This window comes from Geodermatophilus tzadiensis (assembly GCF_003002915.1).
GTDB classification, from domain to species: Bacteria; Actinomycetota; Actinomycetes; order Mycobacteriales; family Geodermatophilaceae; genus Geodermatophilus; species Geodermatophilus tzadiensis.
Map to the genome: position 1 here is coordinate 1 of NZ_PVTG01000020.1, position 17,934 is coordinate 17,934.

General features: G+C 75.5%; 18 protein-coding genes. 6 read left to right on the plus strand and 12 right to left on the minus strand.

Going from position 1 to position 17,934, the window contains the following annotated elements; all coding sequences use genetic code 11:
- Positions 1-125 precede the first annotated feature (125 nt).
- Positions 126-809, minus strand: a complete 684-nt coding sequence (gene mftE, locus LY71_RS20595; RefSeq protein WP_106281283.1) for a mycofactocin biosynthesis peptidyl-dipeptidase MftE — start codon at positions 807-809, stop codon at positions 126-128.
- A 9-nt stretch (positions 810-818) separates the two neighbouring features.
- Positions 819-2,081: a multidrug effflux MFS transporter gene (locus tag LY71_RS20600; RefSeq protein ID WP_245888148.1), complete on the minus strand. Its 1,263-nt coding sequence runs from the start codon at positions 2,079-2,081 to the stop codon at positions 819-821.
- Positions 2,082-2,171: 90 nt separating this feature from the next.
- Between LY71_RS20600 and LY71_RS20605 the strand changes: the two genes are divergently transcribed.
- On the plus strand, positions 2,172-2,663 hold the full coding sequence (locus LY71_RS20605) for a pyridoxamine 5'-phosphate oxidase family protein (protein ID WP_106281287.1): 492 nt from the start codon (positions 2,172-2,174) through the stop codon (positions 2,661-2,663).
- A 268-nt stretch (positions 2,664-2,931) separates the two neighbouring features.
- On the opposite strand, the gene mftC is transcribed toward LY71_RS20605, so the two are convergent.
- Genes mftC through mftA form a run of 3 tightly spaced genes read right to left on the minus strand, consistent with a single transcriptional unit; the run spans position 2,932 to position 4,701 of the window.
- On the minus strand, positions 2,932-4,149 hold the full coding sequence (gene mftC, locus LY71_RS20610; protein ID WP_106281289.1) for a mycofactocin radical SAM maturase: 1,218 nt from the start codon (positions 4,147-4,149) through the stop codon (positions 2,932-2,934).
- Entirely contained in the window at positions 4,146-4,568 is a 423-nt protein-coding gene (mftB, locus tag LY71_RS20615) for a mycofactocin biosynthesis chaperone MftB (RefSeq protein WP_106281291.1), read from the minus strand. The genes mftC and mftB overlap by 4 nt, the downstream gene beginning before the upstream one ends.
- Positions 4,569-4,578: 10 nt before the next feature.
- Positions 4,579-4,701: a mycofactocin precursor MftA gene (mftA, locus tag LY71_RS23835; RefSeq protein ID WP_211297460.1), complete on the minus strand. Its 123-nt coding sequence runs from the start codon at positions 4,699-4,701 to the stop codon at positions 4,579-4,581.
- A gap of 153 nt (positions 4,702-4,854) precedes the next feature.
- Here mftA and mftR point away from each other — a divergent pair, with 153 nt between their 5' ends.
- Positions 4,855-5,499, plus strand: a complete 645-nt coding sequence (gene mftR / locus LY71_RS20625; protein ID WP_106281464.1) for a mycofactocin system transcriptional regulator — start codon at positions 4,855-4,857, stop codon at positions 5,497-5,499.
- Positions 5,500-5,535: 36 nt separating this feature from the next.
- Here mftR and LY71_RS20630 read toward each other — a convergent pair whose 3' ends face one another.
- A complete protein-coding gene (locus LY71_RS20630; protein WP_106281293.1) occupies positions 5,536-6,750 on the minus strand; it encodes a cysteine desulfurase-like protein in 1,215 nt (404 codons plus the stop codon).
- A 191-nt stretch (positions 6,751-6,941) separates the two neighbouring features.
- Between LY71_RS20630 and mdo the strand changes: the two genes are divergently transcribed.
- The 3 genes from mdo to LY71_RS20645 all read left to right on the plus strand — a co-directional run bounded on the left by mdo (position 6,942) and on the right by LY71_RS20645 (position 11,096).
- Entirely contained in the window at positions 6,942-8,234 is a 1,293-nt protein-coding gene (mdo, locus tag LY71_RS20635) for an NDMA-dependent methanol dehydrogenase (RefSeq protein WP_106281295.1), read from the plus strand.
- Between the two features lie 67 nt (positions 8,235-8,301).
- Complete coding sequence (locus LY71_RS20640) at positions 8,302-9,585, plus strand: AAA family ATPase (RefSeq protein WP_245888150.1); 1,284 nt, start codon at positions 8,302-8,304, stop codon at positions 9,583-9,585.
- Complete coding sequence (locus LY71_RS20645; protein WP_106281297.1) at positions 9,585-11,096, plus strand: VWA domain-containing protein; 1,512 nt, start codon at positions 9,585-9,587, stop codon at positions 11,094-11,096. The genes LY71_RS20640 and LY71_RS20645 overlap by 1 nt, the downstream gene beginning before the upstream one ends.
- On the opposite strand, the gene LY71_RS20650 is transcribed toward LY71_RS20645, so the two are convergent.
- Positions 11,097-12,074 (minus strand): oxidoreductase, encoded by a 978-nt coding sequence (locus LY71_RS20650; RefSeq protein WP_106281299.1) that lies wholly within the window; start codon positions 12,072-12,074, stop codon positions 11,097-11,099.
- Between the two features lie 172 nt (positions 12,075-12,246).
- Between LY71_RS20650 and LY71_RS20655 the strand changes: the two genes are divergently transcribed.
- Complete coding sequence (locus LY71_RS20655; RefSeq protein WP_245888151.1) at positions 12,247-12,711, plus strand: SRPBCC family protein; 465 nt, start codon at positions 12,247-12,249, stop codon at positions 12,709-12,711.
- Positions 12,712-12,758: 47 nt separating this feature from the next.
- Here the strand turns inward: LY71_RS20655 and LY71_RS20660 are convergent, their stop codons facing one another.
- The 5 genes from LY71_RS20660 to LY71_RS20680 form a co-directional block, all read right to left on the minus strand.
- The gene (locus LY71_RS20660) at positions 12,759-13,412 is read right to left on the minus strand and encodes a MadR family response regulator transcription factor (protein ID WP_106281304.1); all 654 of its coding nucleotides are present in this window, start codon (positions 13,410-13,412) and stop codon (positions 12,759-12,761) included.
- On the minus strand, positions 13,405-14,739 hold the full coding sequence (locus tag LY71_RS20665; RefSeq protein ID WP_106281307.1) for a GAF domain-containing sensor histidine kinase: 1,335 nt from the start codon (positions 14,737-14,739) through the stop codon (positions 13,405-13,407). Before LY71_RS20665 ends, LY71_RS20660 begins: the two co-directional genes overlap by 8 nt.
- 28 nt (positions 14,740-14,767) lie before the next feature.
- Positions 14,768-15,979, minus strand: coding sequence for an iron-containing alcohol dehydrogenase (locus tag LY71_RS20670; protein WP_106281468.1), 1,212 nt, complete (start codon positions 15,977-15,979; stop codon positions 14,768-14,770).
- Between the two features lie 244 nt (positions 15,980-16,223).
- Positions 16,224-16,454 (minus strand): hypothetical protein, encoded by a 231-nt coding sequence (locus tag LY71_RS20675; RefSeq protein WP_091363597.1) that lies wholly within the window; start codon positions 16,452-16,454, stop codon positions 16,224-16,226.
- A 36-nt stretch (positions 16,455-16,490) separates the two neighbouring features.
- Positions 16,491-17,930, minus strand: a complete 1,440-nt coding sequence (locus LY71_RS20680) for a bifunctional 3-(3-hydroxy-phenyl)propionate/3-hydroxycinnamic acid hydroxylase (RefSeq protein ID WP_106281310.1) — start codon at positions 17,928-17,930, stop codon at positions 16,491-16,493.
- Positions 17,931-17,934: the final 4 nt, after the last annotated feature.

Consider the following 17,934-nt stretch of genomic DNA (forward strand, 5'->3'; position numbering starts at 1 on the left):
CAGGACTACGCCGCCCGCCGACGAGCCGAAGGCCTGAGCAACCTCGAGATCATCCGCTGCCTCAAGCGCTACATCGCCCGCGAGATCCACCACGTGCTGACCGCTTGACGAGGCATAGGAGCATCTCAGCGCAGCCGGCCGTCCGCCCCGACGTCCCAGCGCCCGACGGCGGCGGTCAGCCGGGCGGCGATGCCGGCGAGCAGCCGCGCGCCCTCCGCGGCCGAGGCGCCGGCCGGGTCGCCGAGCACGCCGGTCGGGCTCACCCCGCGCACGCCCTCGGCCCGCAGCCGTGGCAGCAGCTCGGCGATCGGCGCCGTCTCGCCCGCGACGGACCGGTCGGTCCGCACTCCGCCTGGTTCCACGTGCAACAGCAGTGACGTCTCGGTGCGCCCGGCGTGCGCGTCCCCGCCGGCGACGCCGCACGGGAACCAGGCGGCGTCGCGGCCCTCGGCGCGCAGCTGCGGGACGGCGGCGCGCAGCGCGTCGAGGTTGCCGCCGTGGCCGTTGACGACCAGCAGCCGGCCCGCCCAGCGACAGGCCGAGCGGCCGTACTCGACGAGCAGGGTGGTCAGCGCCGCGGTGCCGATCGAGACGGTGCCGGGGAACCCCTCGTGCTCGCCGCTGGCGCCGTAGGGGACGGCCGGCGCGACGACCGCGTCCAGCCCCGCCCCCCGGACCACCGCCTCGGCGACGGTGGTGTCGGTGGCCAGCGGCAGGTGGAGGCCGTGCTGCTCGACCGAGCCCAGCGGGACGACCACCAGCGGCCGGTCGGGCAGCTCCGGCCACGCGGCGCCGGCCAGGTCGGGCACCGCGCCAGCCTAGGCGGCCGCGGCCACCTCGTCGGACACGTCGTCGGGCAGCTCCCACGGCCGGACGACGACCACCAGGACGACGATCGCGGTGACCAGCGCCGCGACCACGACCGTGCCGATGGCGACCGCGTCGTTGCCGAGCAGGCCGACCAGCGGGGCGACGACCGCGCCGACGCCGAACTGCACCGCCCCGAGCAGCGCCGCCGCGGTGCCGGCCGCCTCGCCGTGCCGGGACAGCGCCAGCGCGGGGGCGTTGGGCAGCGCCAGGCCCGAGCTGAACAGCACCGCCCACAGCGGCAGCGCCACCGCCCAGAGCCCGCCGGTGCCGGTGCCGGCGAGGACGACCAGCACCGCGCCGGCCAGCGCGCCGCCCACGGTGCCGGCCACCAGGACCTGGGCCGGGGAGAACCGGCGCAGCACGACCGGGTTGAGCTGGGTGGCGCCGATCAGCCACACGGCGCCGGCGCCGAAGAGCAGGCCGAACTGCTGCTCGTCGAGGCCGAACTGGTCCTGGAAGACGAACGAGGAGCCCGACACGTAGCTGAACAGCCCGGCCATCGTCAGGCCGGCGACCAGCACGAGGCCGACGTAGGCGCGGTCGCGCAGCAGGCCGCGGTAGCTGCGCAGCGTCCCGGCGACGCCGCTGCTGCGCCGCCGCTCGGGCGGCAGCGTCTCGCGCACGGAGAACCAGCCGAGGACGAGCAGGGCGAGGCCGTACAGGCCGAGGATCAGGAACACGCCCCGCCACGAGGTGAAGCGCAGGACCTCCCCACCCACCGTGGGGGCGAGGACCGGGGCCGCGCCGAGGACGAGGAAGAGCCGGGACAGCATCGTCGCCGCGGCGCGACCGGAGAACAGGTCGCGCACGACCGCCAGGGCGATCACCGCGCCGGCCGCGGTCCCGACGCCCTGCAGGAAGCGCAGCAGCCCGAGCACGGCGATCGACGGCGCGACGAGCACCAGCAGCGAGGCGACGACGTGCAGCGCGGTGCCGGCCAGCAGCGGCTTCTTGCGGCCGAGGGCGTCCGACAGCGGGCCGAGCACCAGCTGGCCCAGCGCCAGGCCGACCAGGGTGCCGGTGAGCGTGAGCTGCACCGTCGCCGAGTTCGTCCGCAGGTCGTCGGCGATGGTGGGCAGGGCGGGCAGGTACATGTCGATCGTCAGCGGGCCGAGCGCCACGAAGGCGCCGAGGGTGAGTGCGGTGCGCGCCGTCCCCGGCCGGTCGATGACGGCGGGCGCGGCGGCCGGCCGGTCCTGGGTGGTGGTCACGACGTTGGCGAAGGCAACCGACTGCCGATCCATTCCGGTACGCCGGGGTGTCGTCCGTGTCACGGAGCCGATCCGGGGAACGGCAGGGTCATGACCACCGACTCGCAGGACGCCACCGCCAAGGTCGCCGGACTCCTCAAGGGGCAGAGGATCGGCTTCCTCACCACGACCATGCCCGACGGGCGGCTGACCAGCCGGCCCATGGCGTTGCAGGAGGTCGAGTTCGACGGCGACCTGTGGTTCTTCGCCGAGCACGACGCCCCCTGGCTCGGCCACGTGCAGGCCTCGCCGCAGGTCAACGTCGGCGTCGGCTCGGGCGGCACGTGGGTCTCGCTGACCGGGACCGCGCGCGTCGTCGACGACGTCGCGAAGAAGAAGGAGCTGTGGAACGCCGGTGTCGAGGCCTGGCTGCCGCAGGGGCCCGAGGACCCCTCCGTCGTCCTGGTGAAGGTCGACGGCGACACCGCGGAGTACTGGGACAGCCCCGGCAACCGGCTGGCGACGGCGCTGAGCTTCGTCAAGGCCAAGGCCACCGGCGCGCAGCCCGACACCGGGGAGAAGGACGTCGTCGACCTGCCCTGACGAGGGGCACCCAGCGGACTCCCAGGCGGGTCACCGGGCCCGCTCAGGGACGGCGACGACCCTCCGGGATGCCCCTCCCCGGGCACCCCGCGACCGCGGGGCGCCCGGGGCGGGGGTCCACCCGCCCCGGAGGTGCCCCGTGCTCACCCTCGCCCTGCTCGTCGCCCTGCTGCTCACCATGACGCTGGCCGACCTCGCGCCCGGCCTGCTGCCGGAGGGGTCGGGGCCGGTGGTCGCCCCGATCCGCTGAGCCGGTCCGCCGAGCCGGTCAGCCGAGCTGCAGGCCCGCCAGCGGCGACTCGTCGCAGGCCTTCGCCGGCGGGAGCGACGGCATGCCGAGCAGCGTCGGCTGGCCGCGCACCGGGCCGGTGTGCGAGTGGTCGAGGTGGCTGCGCGGCGCGACCAGGTCGGCGTCGCGGGCGGCCAGCGCCGACTCGCCGTACCCCTGCACGCACTCGGGGTCGGGGCCGTCCAGCGGCAGGCCGGTGAAGAACTTGGCCGCCATGCAGCCGCCGCGGCAGGCGTCGAAGTGGGCGCACCTCGTGCACGCGCCACCGGTCTGCGGGCTGCGCAGCTCGGCGAACAGGTCGCTGTGCTGCCACACCCGCTGGAAGCCGCCCTCCCCGCGCACGTTGCCGGCGAGGAACTGCTCGTGGATGGCGAACGGGCAGGCGTAGACGTCGCCGACCGGGTCGATCAGGCACACCACGCGCCCGGCACCGCAGAGGTTGAGGCCCGGCAGCGCCTGCCCGTAGGCCGACAGGTGGAAGAACGAGTCGCCGGTGAGCACCCGGTCGCCGTTGGCCAGCAGCCAGGAGTACAGCTCGCGCTGCTGGGCCTGGGTGGGGTGCAGCTGGTCCCAGACGTCCGCGCCGCGGCCCGACGGGCGGAACCGGGTGATCCGCAGCTGGGCGCCGTAGCGGTCGGTGAGCGCCCGGAAGTCGTCGAGCTGGGAGACGTTCTCCCGGGTGACGACGACGGAGACCTTGACGTCCTTCATCCCGGCCTCGGCGAGGTTCTCCAGCGCCCGGGTCGCGGTGGCGAAGGAGCCGGCGCCGCGGACGCGGTCGTTGACCTCCGCGGTGGCGCCGTCGAGGGAGATCTGCACGTCGACGTAGTCGGTGGCCGCCAGCTGCGCGGCGCGGGCCCGGTCGAGCTTGACGCCGTTGGTGGAGAACTTGACGCCGACGTCGTGGCCGATGGCGTAGTCGAGCAGGTGCCAGAAGTCCGGCCGCACGGTGGGCTCGCCGCCGCCGACGTTGACGTAGAAGACCTGCATCCGCTGCAGCTCGTCGATGACGCCCTCGGCCTCGGCCGTCGTCAGCTCGCGCGGGTCGCGCCGGCCCGAGGAGGACAGGCAGTGCACGCACGCCAGGTTGCAGGCGTAGGTGAGTTCCCACGTCAGGCAGATGGGGGCGTCGAGGCCGTACTCGAACTGGTCGACGAGGCGCCCGCCGGTCGGGCGTTCCGGGACGACGGCGGTCACAGGATCTCCTGGTTCGTCTCGGCCTCGGTGCAGGGGCCCGCCGCGAGGGTTGAACGGCTCTCCTGCAGGGTCCCGCCGCGAGCCTGCGAGCGGTGGGGGGCAGGAGGGTCCTTCTCGGGGGGCAGCGAGGTCCTTCGTTCGATCATCTGGGAGCGGGCGAGGTCGGCCAGCGCCGTGACGTAGGCGGGCCGCTGGGCCTCGGGCACACCGCACGCGACCAGCGTCGCGTCGGCGCTGGGGTGGTCGGCCAGCGTCTCCACGACGGTGACCAGCGTCTTCGACTTGAGGAAGGACAGCTTCCGGTTGCCGAAGTGGTAGACGAGCGCCCCGAACGGCTCCGGCCGCAGGGCCACCGACCGGGCGCGCCGCCACGGCAGAGCCGGGTCGAAGACGGCTGCGGCCGGAGCGGTCGAGGTCATCTCGGTCGGCTCAGTAGACGCCGCACATGCCGTCGATGGAGACCTCCTCGACGAGGGACTCCTCGACCAGCGCCTCCTCGGCCACGGCGGTCTGGGTCTCGGCCTGCGTCTCGGTCTGGGTCGTCTCGGGCATGCGGACCTCCGGGTTCCGGGGGACGGGGATGGCGAGGACGTTAGAGACACCGGGTGCCACCGGCAAGGGCGCCGGTGTCCCCGGTCACGGTCCCCCGTCCGGTCGGTGGGGGCGTCCCTGGCCGACCGGGTGGGCCAGGATGGAGGGGTGAGCATGCCGCTGGGCCACCCCGTGGCCGTCGTCCCCCGGACCGGCGTGGCCACCCCCCGCCCGGTCGGCGGGGTGCGGGCGGCGACCCGGGCCCGCATCGAGCAGGCGGCGCTGGAGCTGTTCACCGCCGCGGGCTTCGAGCAGGTGACGATCGAGGAGATCGCCGCGGCCGCGCACACCAGCCGGCGCACCTTCTTCCGGCACGTCGGCAGCAAGGCCGACGCCGTCTGGGGCGACTTCACCGGGCACGTCGAGCGGCTCGCGCGGCTGCTCGAGGAGGCCGGCGACGACGTCCCGGTGCTGGCGGCCGTCTTCGGTGCCTACGTCGAGGTCAACGACTACGCCGCCGCCGACCTGCCCCTGCTGCGCCAGCGGATGCGGCTGATCCTCACCGAGCCGGCGCTGCTGGCGCACTCCCAGGTGCGCTACGCCGACGTCGACCGGGTGGTCGCCGACTACGTGGCCCGCCGCTGCGGCCAGGACCCCGCCGCGCTGCTGCCGCGGATGGTGGCCACGGCGACCCGCGCGGCGGCCACCACCGCGTTCGAGGTGTGGCTCGCCGACGAGTCCGCCTCGCTGGCCGACACGCTGCGCGCCGCCTTCCACCAGCTCGCCACCGGCTTCCCGCAGCTGCGCGCCGGGGCCTAGGAGCTCTCCGCCACGCCCGCGGACGCCCCGGGGAGGTCACCCCTCCTGCGCCTCGCGCAGGCCCTCCAGCAGGCGGTCGACGTCGGAGTCGTCGGTGTAGGGCGCCATCCCGACGCGCATGCCGCCGGCGTCGCCGAGGCCGAGCCGCCGGGAGGCCTCGATCGCGTAGAAGTTGCTCGCCGGGGCGTTGACGCCGCGGGCGGCCAGCGCGCGGGACACCTCGGCGGCCGGCCGGTCGGCGAAGGTGAGCAGCAGCGTCGGCGTCCGGTGCCGCGCGCGCGACCACAGCGTGACGCCGGGCAGCTCCTCGACGGCGTCCTCCACGCGCTGCCGCAGCCGGTCCTCGTGCGCCTCGACGGCGGCCATGCCCGCGACCAGCCGGGCGCGACGGTCGCCGTCGGACCCGCCGAGCGCGGCCAGGTAGTCGACCGCCGCGGTGGTGCCGGCGAGCAGCTCGTAGGGCAGCGTGCCCAGCTCGAAGCGCTCGGGGACGGCGTCGGTGGAGGGCAGCAGCTTGTCCGGGTGCAGCGTCTCCAGCAGCGCCGGCGCGGCGACGACGCAGCCCAGGTGCGGGCCGAGGAACTTGTAGGGCGAGCAGGCGTAGAGGTCGGCGCCGAGCGCGGCGACGTCGACGGCCGCGTGCGCGGTCAGGTGCACGCCGTCCACGTAGGCGAGCGCGCCGACCCGGTGCGCCAGGGCGGTGATCGCCGGGACGTCGGGGCGGGTGCCGATCAGGTTGGAGGCGCCGGTGACGGCGACCAGCCTCGTGCGCTCGCCGACCACCGCGGCGACCGCCTCGGGCGTCAGCTCGCCGGTGGCCGGGTCGAGGTCGGCCCAGCGGACGGTGGCCCCGCGGGCGGCGGCGGCCTGCACCCACGGCCGGACGTTGGCGTCGTGGTCGAGGCGGGTGACCACGACCTCGTCGCCCGGACCCCACCCCGCGGCCAGCGCGCGGGACAGGTCGTAGGTCAGCTGGGTCATCGAGCGGCCGAAGACGACGCCGCCGGGGTCGCTCCCGACCAGGTCGGCGACCGCGGCCCGGGCGGCCACGACGACGGCGTCGGCGTTGCGCTCGGCCTCGGTGACCGAGCCGCGGTTGGCGATCGGCGAGCCGAGGGTGGCCGCGACGGCGTGCGCGACCTGGCGGGGGACCTGCGAGCCGCCCGGCCCGTCGAAGTGCGCGGCACCGGCCCGCAGCGCGGGGAAGTCCGCCCGGACGGCGGCGACGTCGTAGGTCGTGGCAGTGGTCACCCCCGCAGCATGCCCGCTGTCCCGGCGGCAGGGGCCGACGGCACTGGCCGGTCGGGCAGGTGCACCTGACCGGACGGCCCGACCTGCTCCTCCGGTCGGCCGGTTCCCACCCGGGACCCCTGCCGGGGAGGGGGACGCCGCTCCTAGCGTCCCGCCCGACGGCTCCGCAGGCAGACGGAAGGACCCCTCCCATGCAGGTCGAAGAACTCCTCAAGCCCTTCCCCATCAAGGAGTTCCACCCGTTCCCCCGGGCGCTCATGGGCCCGGGCGCGCACGAGATCATCGGCCCCGAGGCGCTGAAGCTGGGCTTCACGAAGACGCTGATCATGACGTCGGGCCTGCGCGGGTCGAACATCGTCGAGAAGATCGCCGAGTCGATGCGCTACCACGGCCTCGAGGTCGTCGTCTACGACAAGGTGGAGTCCAACCCCAAGGACTACAACGTCATGGACGCCGTCGCGCTGTACCAGGAGAACCAGTGCGACAGCTTCGTCTCCATCGGCGGCGGCTCCAGCCACGACGCCTGCAAGGGCGCGCGCATCTCGGTCGCCCACGACGGCCGCAGCGTCAACGAGTTCGAGGGCTTCAACCAGTCGGAGAACCCGAAGAACCCGCCGCACATCGCCGTCTCGACGACGGCCGGCACCGGCTCGGAGACCTCCTGGGCCTACGTCATCACCGACACCACGACCGATCCGGACAACCCGCACAAGTACGTGGCCTTCGACGACCACTGCCTGGCCACGCTGGCGATCGACGACCCGGTCCTGTACTTCGACTGCCCGATCGACTACACCGCGCAGTGCGGCTTCGACGTCCTCGCCCACGCCAGCGAGCCCTACGTCTCCCGGCTGGACTTCCCGCCGTCGCTGGGCAACGCGCTCTACGCCATCAAGCTGACCGACCAGCACCTGCGCCAGGCGGTGTGGAACGGCCAGGACCTCGGCGGCCGGCAGGGGATGATGTACGCCCAGTACATCGCCGCGCAGGCGTTCAACTCCGGCGGCCTGGGGATCATCCACTCGATCAGCCACGCGGTGAGCGCCTTCTACGACACCCACCACGGGCTGAACAACGCGGTCGCCCTCCCCCGCGTCTGGGCGTTCAACATGCCCACGCAGTACCAGCGCTTCGCCGACATCGCCGAGGCCATGGGCGTGGACACCCACGGCATGACCGCCCCGCAGGCCGCCGACGCCGCCCTGGCCGCCGCCATCCGGCTGCTGCGCGACGTGGGCATCCCGGAGAAGTTCACCGACGTCACCCAGGACAGCTACTCCAAGAACCGGCTGGGCCAGGGCCCGACGAAGTTCTACGAGCAGGCCAGCGTCATCAAGGGCGACGACACCGACGTCGACCGGATCACCCACCACGTGCTCGGCGACGCCTGCACCCCCGGCAACGCCAAGGAGTGCACCTTCGAGACCGTGCGGCCGGTGGTCGAGCACTGCATGAACGGCGACCTCGACGACCTCCTGTCCTGACCGACCTCCCGTGGGGCGGGGTGACGGGTCCGTCACCCCGCCCCTCTCCCTCGCACGAGGAGCCTCGTTGACCGTCCAGCCCGTCCCCGCCGACCCCGCGCCGGCCGACTTCGACAGCCCCGACGACGTCGCCCGCGCGTTCGCCGAGCAGGGGTACATCACCGACCGGCGGCTGGCGACGACGACGTTCGTGATGAGCCGCCTGGCCAAGCCGCTGCTGCTCGAGGGCCCGGCCGGGGTGGGCAAGACCGAGCTGGCCAAGACGCTGGCCGCCGCCACCGGCCGCCGGCTGCTGCGGCTGCAGTGCTACGAGGGCCAGGACGAGACCAAGGCCCTCTACGAGTGGGACTACGGCAAGCAGCTGCTCTACACGCAGATCCTGCGGGAGAAGACCGCGCAGCTGCTCGCCGACACCGACACCCTCGAGGCCGCGGTGGAGCGGGTGGCCGGCGCGGACAGCGCGTTCTTCAACGAGCGCTTCCTCGCGCCCCGGCCGCTGCTGGAGGCGATCCGGTCGGAGGAGCCGGTGGTGCTGCTCGTCGACGAGGTCGACCGCGCGGACGAGGCGCTGGAGGCGGTGCTGCTGGAGATGCTCGCCGAGTACCAGGTCTCCGTCCCCGAGCTCGGCACCTTCGTGGCGAGGCAGGCGCCCTACGTCGTGCTGACGTCGAACAACACCCGCGACCTGTCGGCCGCGCTCAAGCGGCGTTGCCTGCACCTGTTCCTCGAGTACCCCGACGCCGACCGCGAGCTGGAGATCCTGCGGTCGAAGCGGACCGGGCTGGGCGACGCCGCGGCGCAGCGGCTGGTCGACGTCGTGCGGGGCCTGCGGGGCCTGGACCTGCGCAAGGCGCCGAGCATCTCCGAGACGATCGACTGGGCCCGCACGCTGGCGGTGCTCGGCGTCGGCGAGCTCGACGCCGAGGTCCTCGCCGACACCGTCTCCGTCGTCGCCAAGTACGAGCGCGACGTGGAGCGCTCGCGGCAGGCGCTGCCGCGGCTGGTCGACCCCAACGCGACCGTGCCGTCGTCCCTGCAGCACGACCACGGCCCCGGGCACACCCACTCGCACGGGTCGCACACCCACGGCGGGCACAGCCACGACCACGACCACACCGGCCACGACCACACCGGCCACGACCACGGCGACCACACCGACCACGGCGACCACCCCGCCGACGACGGCCGGCGGGTGCGGGCGGCCAAGGACACCCCCGGCCGGCACGACGACTCCTTCGGCGCGCGCGGCGGCCCCGCGGACGCACCGGGCGTGCCCAGGCAGGTGCGGGCCGGGCAGGGCGCGCGGTCGTTCGCCGGCAACCGCGGCGGCGCGCGGCGCCGGCCGGTCTGATGGAGGCGGCGCTGCACCGGTTCGTCCGTCTGCTGCGGCTGCGCGGGATGCGGGTGTCCACCGCCGAGGCCGTGGACGCCTTCGCCGCGGCGACCGCCGTGGGGGTCGGCGACCGGGCCGCGCTGGAGGCGGCGCTCGGGGCGGCGCTGCTCAAGGACCGCCGCGACGCCGAGGTCTTCGCCGACACCTTCGCCCGGTTCTTCACGCTGCGGCCGGTGGTCGAGGCCGAAGAGGGCCACGGGCACGCCCACGACGACCTGGAGGACACCGGCGAGCTGACCCGGATGACCTGGTCGCCGGAGCCGCCGACCGACGTCCAGGAGGGGCACAGCCACGGCAAGCCGGTCGACATCCGCGACTTCTTCCGCCCCGAGGACCTCGCCGCGCAGTACAACCTGCACCAGGAGGCGAACAAGATCGACCTGGCCTCGCTGACCCAGCAGATCGTGCTGTCCTCGGAGAGCCCCGCCGGGCCGGCCGACGACGCCCAGCAGGTCCAGCTGGAGGTGTCGCGGCTGCACGACCCGGGCCTGCCCGGCGACCTGGTGCGCGCAGGCGGCACGCCGATGGACGTCGAGCTGACGGTGGCCCAGCAGCAGGCGCTGCGCGACTGGCTGGCCGACCCCGTCGGCGACCTCGACCCGGAGGTCGCCGAGGCGCTGCGCCGCCAGCTCGCCGGGGTGATCGAGGACCTGCCCGAGCTGCTGGCCGCGCACCTGCAGAAGCTCGCCGAGATGACCGAGCTGGCCATCGAGGAGCGCGAGCTGGCCCGGGCGCCGGTGGAGAAGATCACGGAGTCGGAGCGGGCGCGGATCGAGGAGTCGCTGCGCCGGCTGGCCACCTCGCTGCACGGCGGGCTGACCCACAAGAAGCGGCAGTCACCGCGCGGGCGGGTCGACGTCTCCCGCACGATGCGTCGCAACCTGCGCTACGACGGCGTCCCGTTCCGGCCGGTGACCACCCGGCTGGCCGAGGACAAGCCGCGGCTGGTCGTGGTGGCCGACGTGAGCCTGTCGGTGCGGACGACGGCGCGGTTCAGCCTGCACGTCGTCCACGCGCTGCAGGACGTGTTCGCCCAGGTGCGCACGTTCGCCTTCGTCGACGACGTCGTGGAGATCACCGACCTGTTCGACGAGCACCCCCTCGAGCACGCGCTCGGGCTGGTGTTCGGCGGGGACGTCGTCGACGTCGACGCCTCCAGCGACTACGGCACGGTCTTCGCCACGCTCGCCGCCGACCACTCCGGCGCGTTCACCCGCCGCTCCACGCTGCTGGTGCTCGGCGACGGCCGCGGCAACGGCAACACCCCGCGACTCGACGTCTTCGGCGACCTGACCCGCCGGGTGCGCGAGACGATCTGGCTGACCCCCGAGCCGCGCTACTCCTGGGCGCTGGGCGGCTGCGACCTGCCCGCGTACGCCGAGTACTGCGACCGGGTGGAGGTCATCCGCGACCACTCGGGCCTGGAGAGCTGGGCGACCGACGTCGTCACCCGTGCCTCGTCCCGCTGATCAGGGGCCGCCGTGCCGCCCGCGGGGCTGGGGGACGGGGCCGCTCCCGCCGCCCCACGCCGGCGGTCCGCCGGGAGGCGGCCCGCCCAGGGTGACGACGCGGTCCAGCTCCTCGGTGTCCCGGGGGCCGAGGGTCACCTCGCCCGCCGCGAGCAGGTCCTCCAGCTGGGCGACCGAGGTGGCGCTCGGGATGACCAGCACGTTCGGGGAGCGGGCCAGCAGCCACGCGATGGCCACCTGCACGGGAGCCGCCCCCAGCCGCCGGGCGACGGCGTCGAGGGCCGCTGCCTGGGCCGGGCCCATCTCCCCCATCGGGAAGAACGAGGTGTAGGAGACCCCCTCCAGCGCCGTGTAGGCGATGCCGTCCCGGGCGAGGTCGTCGACCAGGGCGTCGTCGGTGCGGTGGATCAGGTTGTAGTGGTTCTGCACGCAGGCCAGCGGGGCGGTGCCGCGGGCCTCGGCGACCTGCCGGCCGGTGACGTGGCTGACGCCGAGCTGGCGGACCAGCCCCTCCTGCCGCAGCCGGTCCAGCGCCTCGAGCGGCTCCCCGAGGGAGCGCTCGCCCGGCTCGCCGAGACCCGGCATCCGCAGGTTGGCGACGGGCAGCGCGTCGAGGCCGAGGTGCTCGAGGTCCTCCTCCACCGACCGGCGCAGCTCGCCCGGCGTCAGCGCCTCGTCCCAGCCGCCGTCCGGCGTCCGGCGGGCGCCGACCCGCGTGACGATGACCAGGCCGTCGGGATAGGGGTGCAGGGCCTCGCGGATCAGGTCGTTCACCACGTGCGGCCCGTAGAGGCCGCTGGTGTCGACGTGGTCGACACCGAGCTCGACGGCCCGGCGCAGGACGGCGAGCGCGGCGCCGCGGTCGGCCGGGGGCCCGGTGACCCGCGGCCCGGTGAGCTTCATGCCGCCGAACCCCAGGCGGTGCACGGTCCGGTCGCCCAGGGGGACCCGTCCGGACCTCGTCGCGGTGGTCGTCATGTCGCGCCACGCTAGGGTCGGCCGGAGGCCGTCCGACACCGTCGGCCGGCGGCCCCCGGCGTGCCCGTCACCGCTCGTGGAACCGGATCGGGCGTGTCGTCGACCACACCGAGCGTGTCCCCGCGTGTCGTCGGCGTGTCCCTCCGCCACGTGCCGGTGCGAGACTCCCGGGGTGAGCGCCGAGCTGACCTTCTCCGACTCGATCGTCGTCGCCGCCCCGGCGGAGGCGGTGTACGACCTGGTCAGCGACGTGACCCGCACCGGCGAGTGGAGTCCGGTCTGCGTGGCCTGCTGGTGGGACGAGGGCGCCACCGGCGCGGTGGGCGACTGGTTCACCGGCCGCAACGTCACCCCGGAGCGCACCTGGGAGACGCGCAGCCAGGTGGTGGCCGCCGACCGGGGCCGGGAGTTCGCGTGGGCGGTCGGCGGCTCGCGGGCGCGCTGGGGCTACACGCTCGAGCCGGTGGAGGGCGGCACGCGGCTGACCGAGTCGTGGGCGTTCCTGCCCGACGGGCTGGCGTTCATGGCCGAGCGCTACGGGGACCGGGCGCAGGAGCAGGTGGAGGCCCGCACCCGCGCCGCGCACGAGGGCGTCCCGGCCACCCTCGCCGCGATCAAGCGCATCGCCGAGGCCTGAGCCCGGGCAACTCCGCGGACGTGCACGGGGCAGCTCCGCGGACGTGCTCAGATGAGGCCGAGCTTGGAGCCGGCGTAGACCGCCTCGGCGCGGCGGGACACCGCCAGCTTGCGCATCAGGTTGGTCACGTGGAACTTCGCCGTCGTCGCCGAGATGTAGAGCTCCCGGCCGATCGCCTCGTTGGACAGCCCCCGGGCCAGCAGGGTCAGCACCTCCCGCTCGCGGTCGGTCAGCGACGGGGACGACGGTGACGGCGCGGTCGCCGGCGCGGCCAGCGAGCGCACCACCATCGCCGCGCTGTGGCTGTCGAAGGCGCTCTCCCCGCGGCGCACCGCGCGGATGGCGGCCACCAGCGCGACGGCGTCGACGTCCTTGAGCACGTAGCCGCGGGCGCCGCGCTGGATGGCCTCGAGCACCAGCCGCTCGTCGAGGAACGTGGTCACCACCAGGACGCCGGGGGCCGGGGTGCGGGCGGTGAGCTCGCCGCACAGGCTCAGCCCGGCGACGTCGGAGCCGGCCGAGAGCTTGAGGTCGAGCAGCACGATGTGCGGCCGGGCGGCAGCGACCAGGTCGAGCGCGTCGGCGGCCGTGGCCGCCTCGCCGACGACCTCGATGTCCGGCTCCCGCTCGAGGACCGAGCGCAGCCCCTGCCGGACGATGGCGTGGTCGTCGACGATCACCAGCCGGATCGGGTCAGTCACCGGTCTCCTCCGGGGGCGCGGACTCGGAGACGAGGGGCAGCCGGACCTCCACCCGCACCCCGCCCATGCGGGCGCGGGTGAACCGCAGCGAGGCGCCGAGCTCCCGGCAGCGGGAGTTGATGTTGCGCAGCCCGCGGTGGTAGCCGTCGTCGCGCCGGGCCGCGGCCCGCAGCGCGCGGCGCAGGGTCTCGGGGTCGCCGGTGCCGTCGTCGGCCACCGACAGGCGCAGCTCGGCGGGCCGGTAGCCCAGCCGGACGACGGCCCGGGCGGCCCGCGCGTGCCGGGCGGTGTTGGACAGGCACTCCGAGGCGATCCGGAACAGCTGGTGCTCGGCCTCGGGCGGCAGCAGCCGCGGCCGGCCCTCCACCCGGACGGCGACCGCCAGCCCGGGCACCGTCGGCAGCCGGTCGAGCAGCGCCGGCAGGCCGGGGCCGGGGACGTCGGCCTCGTGCACCGACAGCGCGTGGATGGCGCCGCGCAGCCGCTCCACCGCCTCGCGGGTGAGCGCCTTGGCGTGCCCGAGCCGCTCGTGCACCTCGGCGTGGTGGGCCACCTCGGGCCGGCACCACTCGATCGTCATCCCGGCCGAGAGCACGTGCTGGGCCACGCTGTCGTGCAGCTCGCGGGCGATCCGGTGCCGCTCGGCGTCGACGGCCTCCCGCTGGGCGGCGACGTCGAGGCGGTGCTCGGCCTCGGCGAGCTGGCGGTGCCGCTCGGCGAGGTCGCGGGCGCGCTGGTCGGCCTCGGCGTAGAGCCGCTCGGTCTGCCGGCGCAGCGCCTCGGAGCGGGCGAGCAGGTGGTCGGCGTGCAGCGCGACGGCCGACTGGTTGGCCACGATCCGCAGGATCGTCAGGTCGGTGGGGGTGGCGGTGCGCCGCGGCCCGCCGCAGGCGACCAGCGCGCCCACCGGGTCGCCGTCGACCACCAGCGGGACGACGACCGCCCCCTCGGCGGACTGCCACGGCTCGGTGCCCGCGGCCGCCAGCGCCGCCCCCACCGGCCCGGCGACCACCCCGGGCAGCGCGGCCGGCTCCCCCACCGGCCGCCCCGCCGGCCCGCGGCCCACCAGCCGGGGCCGGGCCAGCGGCAGCGCGTCGTCGGTGAGCGCGAGCACCACCCACGGCGCGCCGAGCTGCTCGGCGGTCGCGTCGACGACGGCCCGGCACAGCGCGTGGGCGCCCTCGCCGGTGGCCGACAGCACCTGCGCGATGTGCCCGAGCTGGTCGAGCGCGCGGTGCAGGTTCTCGGCGGTCTGCCGGTACTCGGCGTACCAGCTGGGCTTGGACGAGCGCAGCCCGGTGAGCTCGGGGATCCCCGGGGCGCTCATCGGCCGGCACCCTCCGGGGACCCGGCGGTCACAGCGCGGCCCGGAACAGCGCGGCGACGTCGGCGCGGTCGGCGTCCCGCGGGTTGGTGGACAGGCACGCGTCGCCGAGCGTCGTCGTCGCCAGGGTCTCCACGTCGGCCTCGGTGACCCCGAGCTGGGACAGCCGGCTCGGGCAGCCGAGGTCGGCGGCCAGCCGGCTGACCACGTCGGCGGTGACCTCGGCGACCACGTCGGCGGGCAGCCCGGTGACGTCGAGGCCCATGGCCCGCGCCACCGGGACGAAGCGCTCGGGCACCGCGCGGGCGTTGAACCGGATGACGTGCGGCAGCAGCACGCCGTTGACCACGCCGTGCGGCACGTCGAGCAGGCCGCCGACCTGGTGGCTCATCGCGTGCGTCGCGCCGAGGATCGCGTTGGTGAACGCCAGCCCGGCCTCCAGCGACGCCTGGGCCATGCCGGTGGTGGCCGCGGTGTCGTCCCGGACGTCGATCGAGCGCCGCAGCGAGCCGCAGATGAGCTCGATCGCGTGCAGCGCGTGCACGTCGGTGAGCGGCCCGGACGCGCGCGAGACGTGCGCCTCGATGCCGTGGGTGAGCGCGTCGAGGCCGGTGGCGGCGGCGAGGTCGTCGGGCATCGTGGTGAGCAGCCGCGGGTCGGTGACCGAGATGTCGGGGACCAGCGCCCGGCCGATCAGCGTCGCCTTGAGCCGGCGGGTGGTGTCGGTGATGACGGTGAACTGGGAGACGTCGGCGCCGGTGCCGGCCGTGGTGGGGCACATGACCGTCGGCGGGATCGCCGCGGTCACCTTGTCCACGCCCTCGTAGTCGAGGATGTGCCCGCCGTTGCTCGCGACGACGGCGACGGCCTTGGCGGCGTCGATCACCGAGCCGCCGCCCAGGCCGATGATCACGTCGCAGCCGCTCTCGAGGTAGCGCTGCGTGCCCTCGGTGACCTCGGTGTCCTTGGGGTTGGGCGTCAGCCCCGACCAGACGGTGGGGCACAGACCGGCGTCGGCGAGGTGCCCCGCGAGCTCGGCGAGCCAGCCGGCCTCGACCAGCCCGGCGTCGGTGACCACGAAGGGCCGACGGGCGCCCAGCCGGCGGGCGGCGAACCCGGCCTCGGACAGCGCGCCCCACCCGAAGACCACCTCGGGCACCAGGTACTTGGTGAACCCGCCGCGGGCCGGGGCACCGACCGGCTCGGCGGGCCACGGGTCCGGGTCGACCGGGAGGCGGGTCACGGACGGCCCGGCCCGCAGGGGGACGGCGGTCACCGCGTCGGGCGGGACGGCGGGGCGGGGGTGCGGTCGACCACGGGCACGGCGACGGGCACGGCGACCTCCGGGGAGAGGGGGCGGCCCGCTCACGATAGCCGAGTCGTGACGTCCGTCACAGGGTCGTGCGCGATCGGATCCGCTCCGCCGTCGGGCACGTCCGCGGAGGTGCGCCGGGCACCTCCGCGGACGGGCACGGGTCCGGGGTCGGTCAGCGGCCGAGGATGCCGCCGATCGCGCCGCCCAGACCGCCGCCCTGGCCACCGCCGCCACCGGTCACCATGCGGATCAGGTCGGCGGGCTCGAGGCCGAGCTTCTGCAGCAGCCCCGCGTGCTGGTCGGTGTCCACCTGGCCGGGGAGCTCCTGGTCGGCCTGCTGCGCCTTGGCGTCGTCACCCTGGGAGCGCAGCAGCTGGAGGATGGTGTCCTTGTCGATCTGCATGGGCAGGCTCCTACCCCGGGGTCCGCGGCCGACGCCTCAGCGCGCGGATCGCACGATCCGGTCGGGCCGGACGGCGACCCGCGTGGCCCGGGCGGCCCGCAGCCACGCGGTGAGGGTGCCGTCGACGTCCTCGACCACCCGCCGCCGCCCGCCGGCCTCGACGACCAGGGCGTCCCCCGCCGCCTCCAGCACGGCCGGCCCGTCGCCCAGGGCGTCGTCGAGCCGGCACTCCCGGCCGTCCACGCGCACCCGGGCCCGGGGGACCAGCGTCCCGGCCAGCCGGCGACCGGCCCGGCCGCGCCGGTCGACCAGCGGTCCGCGGCGCAGCGCCGGCGTCCGGCTGTCGGTGGCGTAGGCGGCCAGCGCCGGGACGCGCGCCAGGACGGTGAGCACGATCCGGCGCAGCGGCGCCGCGACCGCTCCCCCGCCGGTCATCAGCCGCCCGACCAGCGCGGCCAGCCGCACCAGGGCCCGCGCGTGCGGCGCCCGCTCCGCCTGGTGGGTGTCGAGCAGGTCCTCCCCGGCCGCCCCGGTGACGACGTCGGCGACCTTCCAGGCCAGCTGGTGCACGTCGCGCAGCCCCAGGCCGAGACCCTGGCCCACGAACGGCGGGGTGAGGTGGGCGGCGTCGCCGGCGAGCAGCACCCGCCCGTGGCGCCAGCGGTCGGCCACCTGGGCGCGGTGCACGTACTCGGCCGCCCGCACGACCTCGGCGTCGCGGGCACCGAAGGGGGCGAGCAGGGCGGGGAGGTCGACGTCCTCCGGCGTCTCTCCCGGCAGCAGCCGCGCCTCGAAGCGGTACCGGTCGCCGCTGACGGGCATGAAGGTGGCCGCGCGGTCCGGGTCGCAGACCTGGTGCACGCCGGGCCACACGGGCAGCGGCGCGGCCGAGCGCAGGTCGGCCACCAGCCAGCGGTCGGGCCGGCCGAGGTCGCGCATCCGGGCGCCGACGAGGTCGCGCACGGTGCTCCTCGCCCCGTCGCAGCCCAGCACCGCCGAGGCGACGACGGTGCGCGGCGCGCCCGTGCCGTGGTCGAGCAGGGTGACCGTGACGGACCGGTCCGCCTCCTCGATCCCGACCACCTCCGCCCCGCGACGCACCTCGATGCGCCGGGTCCGGGCGACCGCGGCGCGCAGCACGTCCTCCAGGTCGGGCTGGTGGAACATCGACGCCTGGGGCCAGCCGTGCCGCCCGGCGTCCGGCCGCCGCCGGAACTCGGCGAGGACGCGGTGCCGGGCGTCGAGCAGCCGCAGTCCCGCCATCGGGCGGCTGCGCGCGAGGAACTCCCCGGCCACCCCGGCGTCGGCCAGCGCCCGCAGCGCCTCGTCGTCGAGGTGCACCGCCCGGGGCAGGCCGTAGGGCTGCGAGCGGCGGTCGACCAGCAGCACGGGGAGCCCGCGGCGGGCCAGCAGCAGGGCCGCGGTGCTGCCGACGGGGCCGGCGCCGACGACGACCACCGGCGCGGGACCCGACACGCCG

What these genes read in the sequence shown, in the direction of transcription:
- LY71_RS20605 (WP_106281287.1), top strand. Translation starts at nt 2,172, where the DNA reads ATGACCACCGACTCGCAGGACGCCACCGCCAAGGTCGCCGGACTCCTC.
- mftB (WP_106281291.1), bottom strand. Translation starts at nt 4,568, where the DNA reads ATGACCTCGACCGCTCCGGCCGCAGCCGTCTTCGACCCGGCTCTGCCG.
- mftA (WP_211297460.1), bottom strand. Translation starts at nt 4,701, where the DNA reads ATGCCCGAGACGACCCAGACCGAGACGCAGGCCGAGACCCAGACCGCC.
- mftR (WP_106281464.1), top strand. Translation starts at nt 4,855, where the DNA reads ATGCCGCTGGGCCACCCCGTGGCCGTCGTCCCCCGGACCGGCGTGGCC.
- mdo (WP_106281295.1), top strand. Translation starts at nt 6,942, where the DNA reads ATGCAGGTCGAAGAACTCCTCAAGCCCTTCCCCATCAAGGAGTTCCAC.
- LY71_RS20645 (WP_106281297.1), top strand. Translation starts at nt 9,585, where the DNA reads ATGGAGGCGGCGCTGCACCGGTTCGTCCGTCTGCTGCGGCTGCGCGGG.
- LY71_RS20650 (WP_106281299.1), bottom strand. Translation starts at nt 12,074, where the DNA reads ATGACGACCACCGCGACGAGGTCCGGACGGGTCCCCCTGGGCGACCGG.
- LY71_RS20665 (WP_106281307.1), bottom strand. Translation starts at nt 14,739, where the DNA reads ATGAGCGCCCCGGGGATCCCCGAGCTCACCGGGCTGCGCTCGTCCAAG.
- LY71_RS20675 (WP_091363597.1), bottom strand. Translation starts at nt 16,454, where the DNA reads ATGCAGATCGACAAGGACACCATCCTCCAGCTGCTGCGCTCCCAGGGT.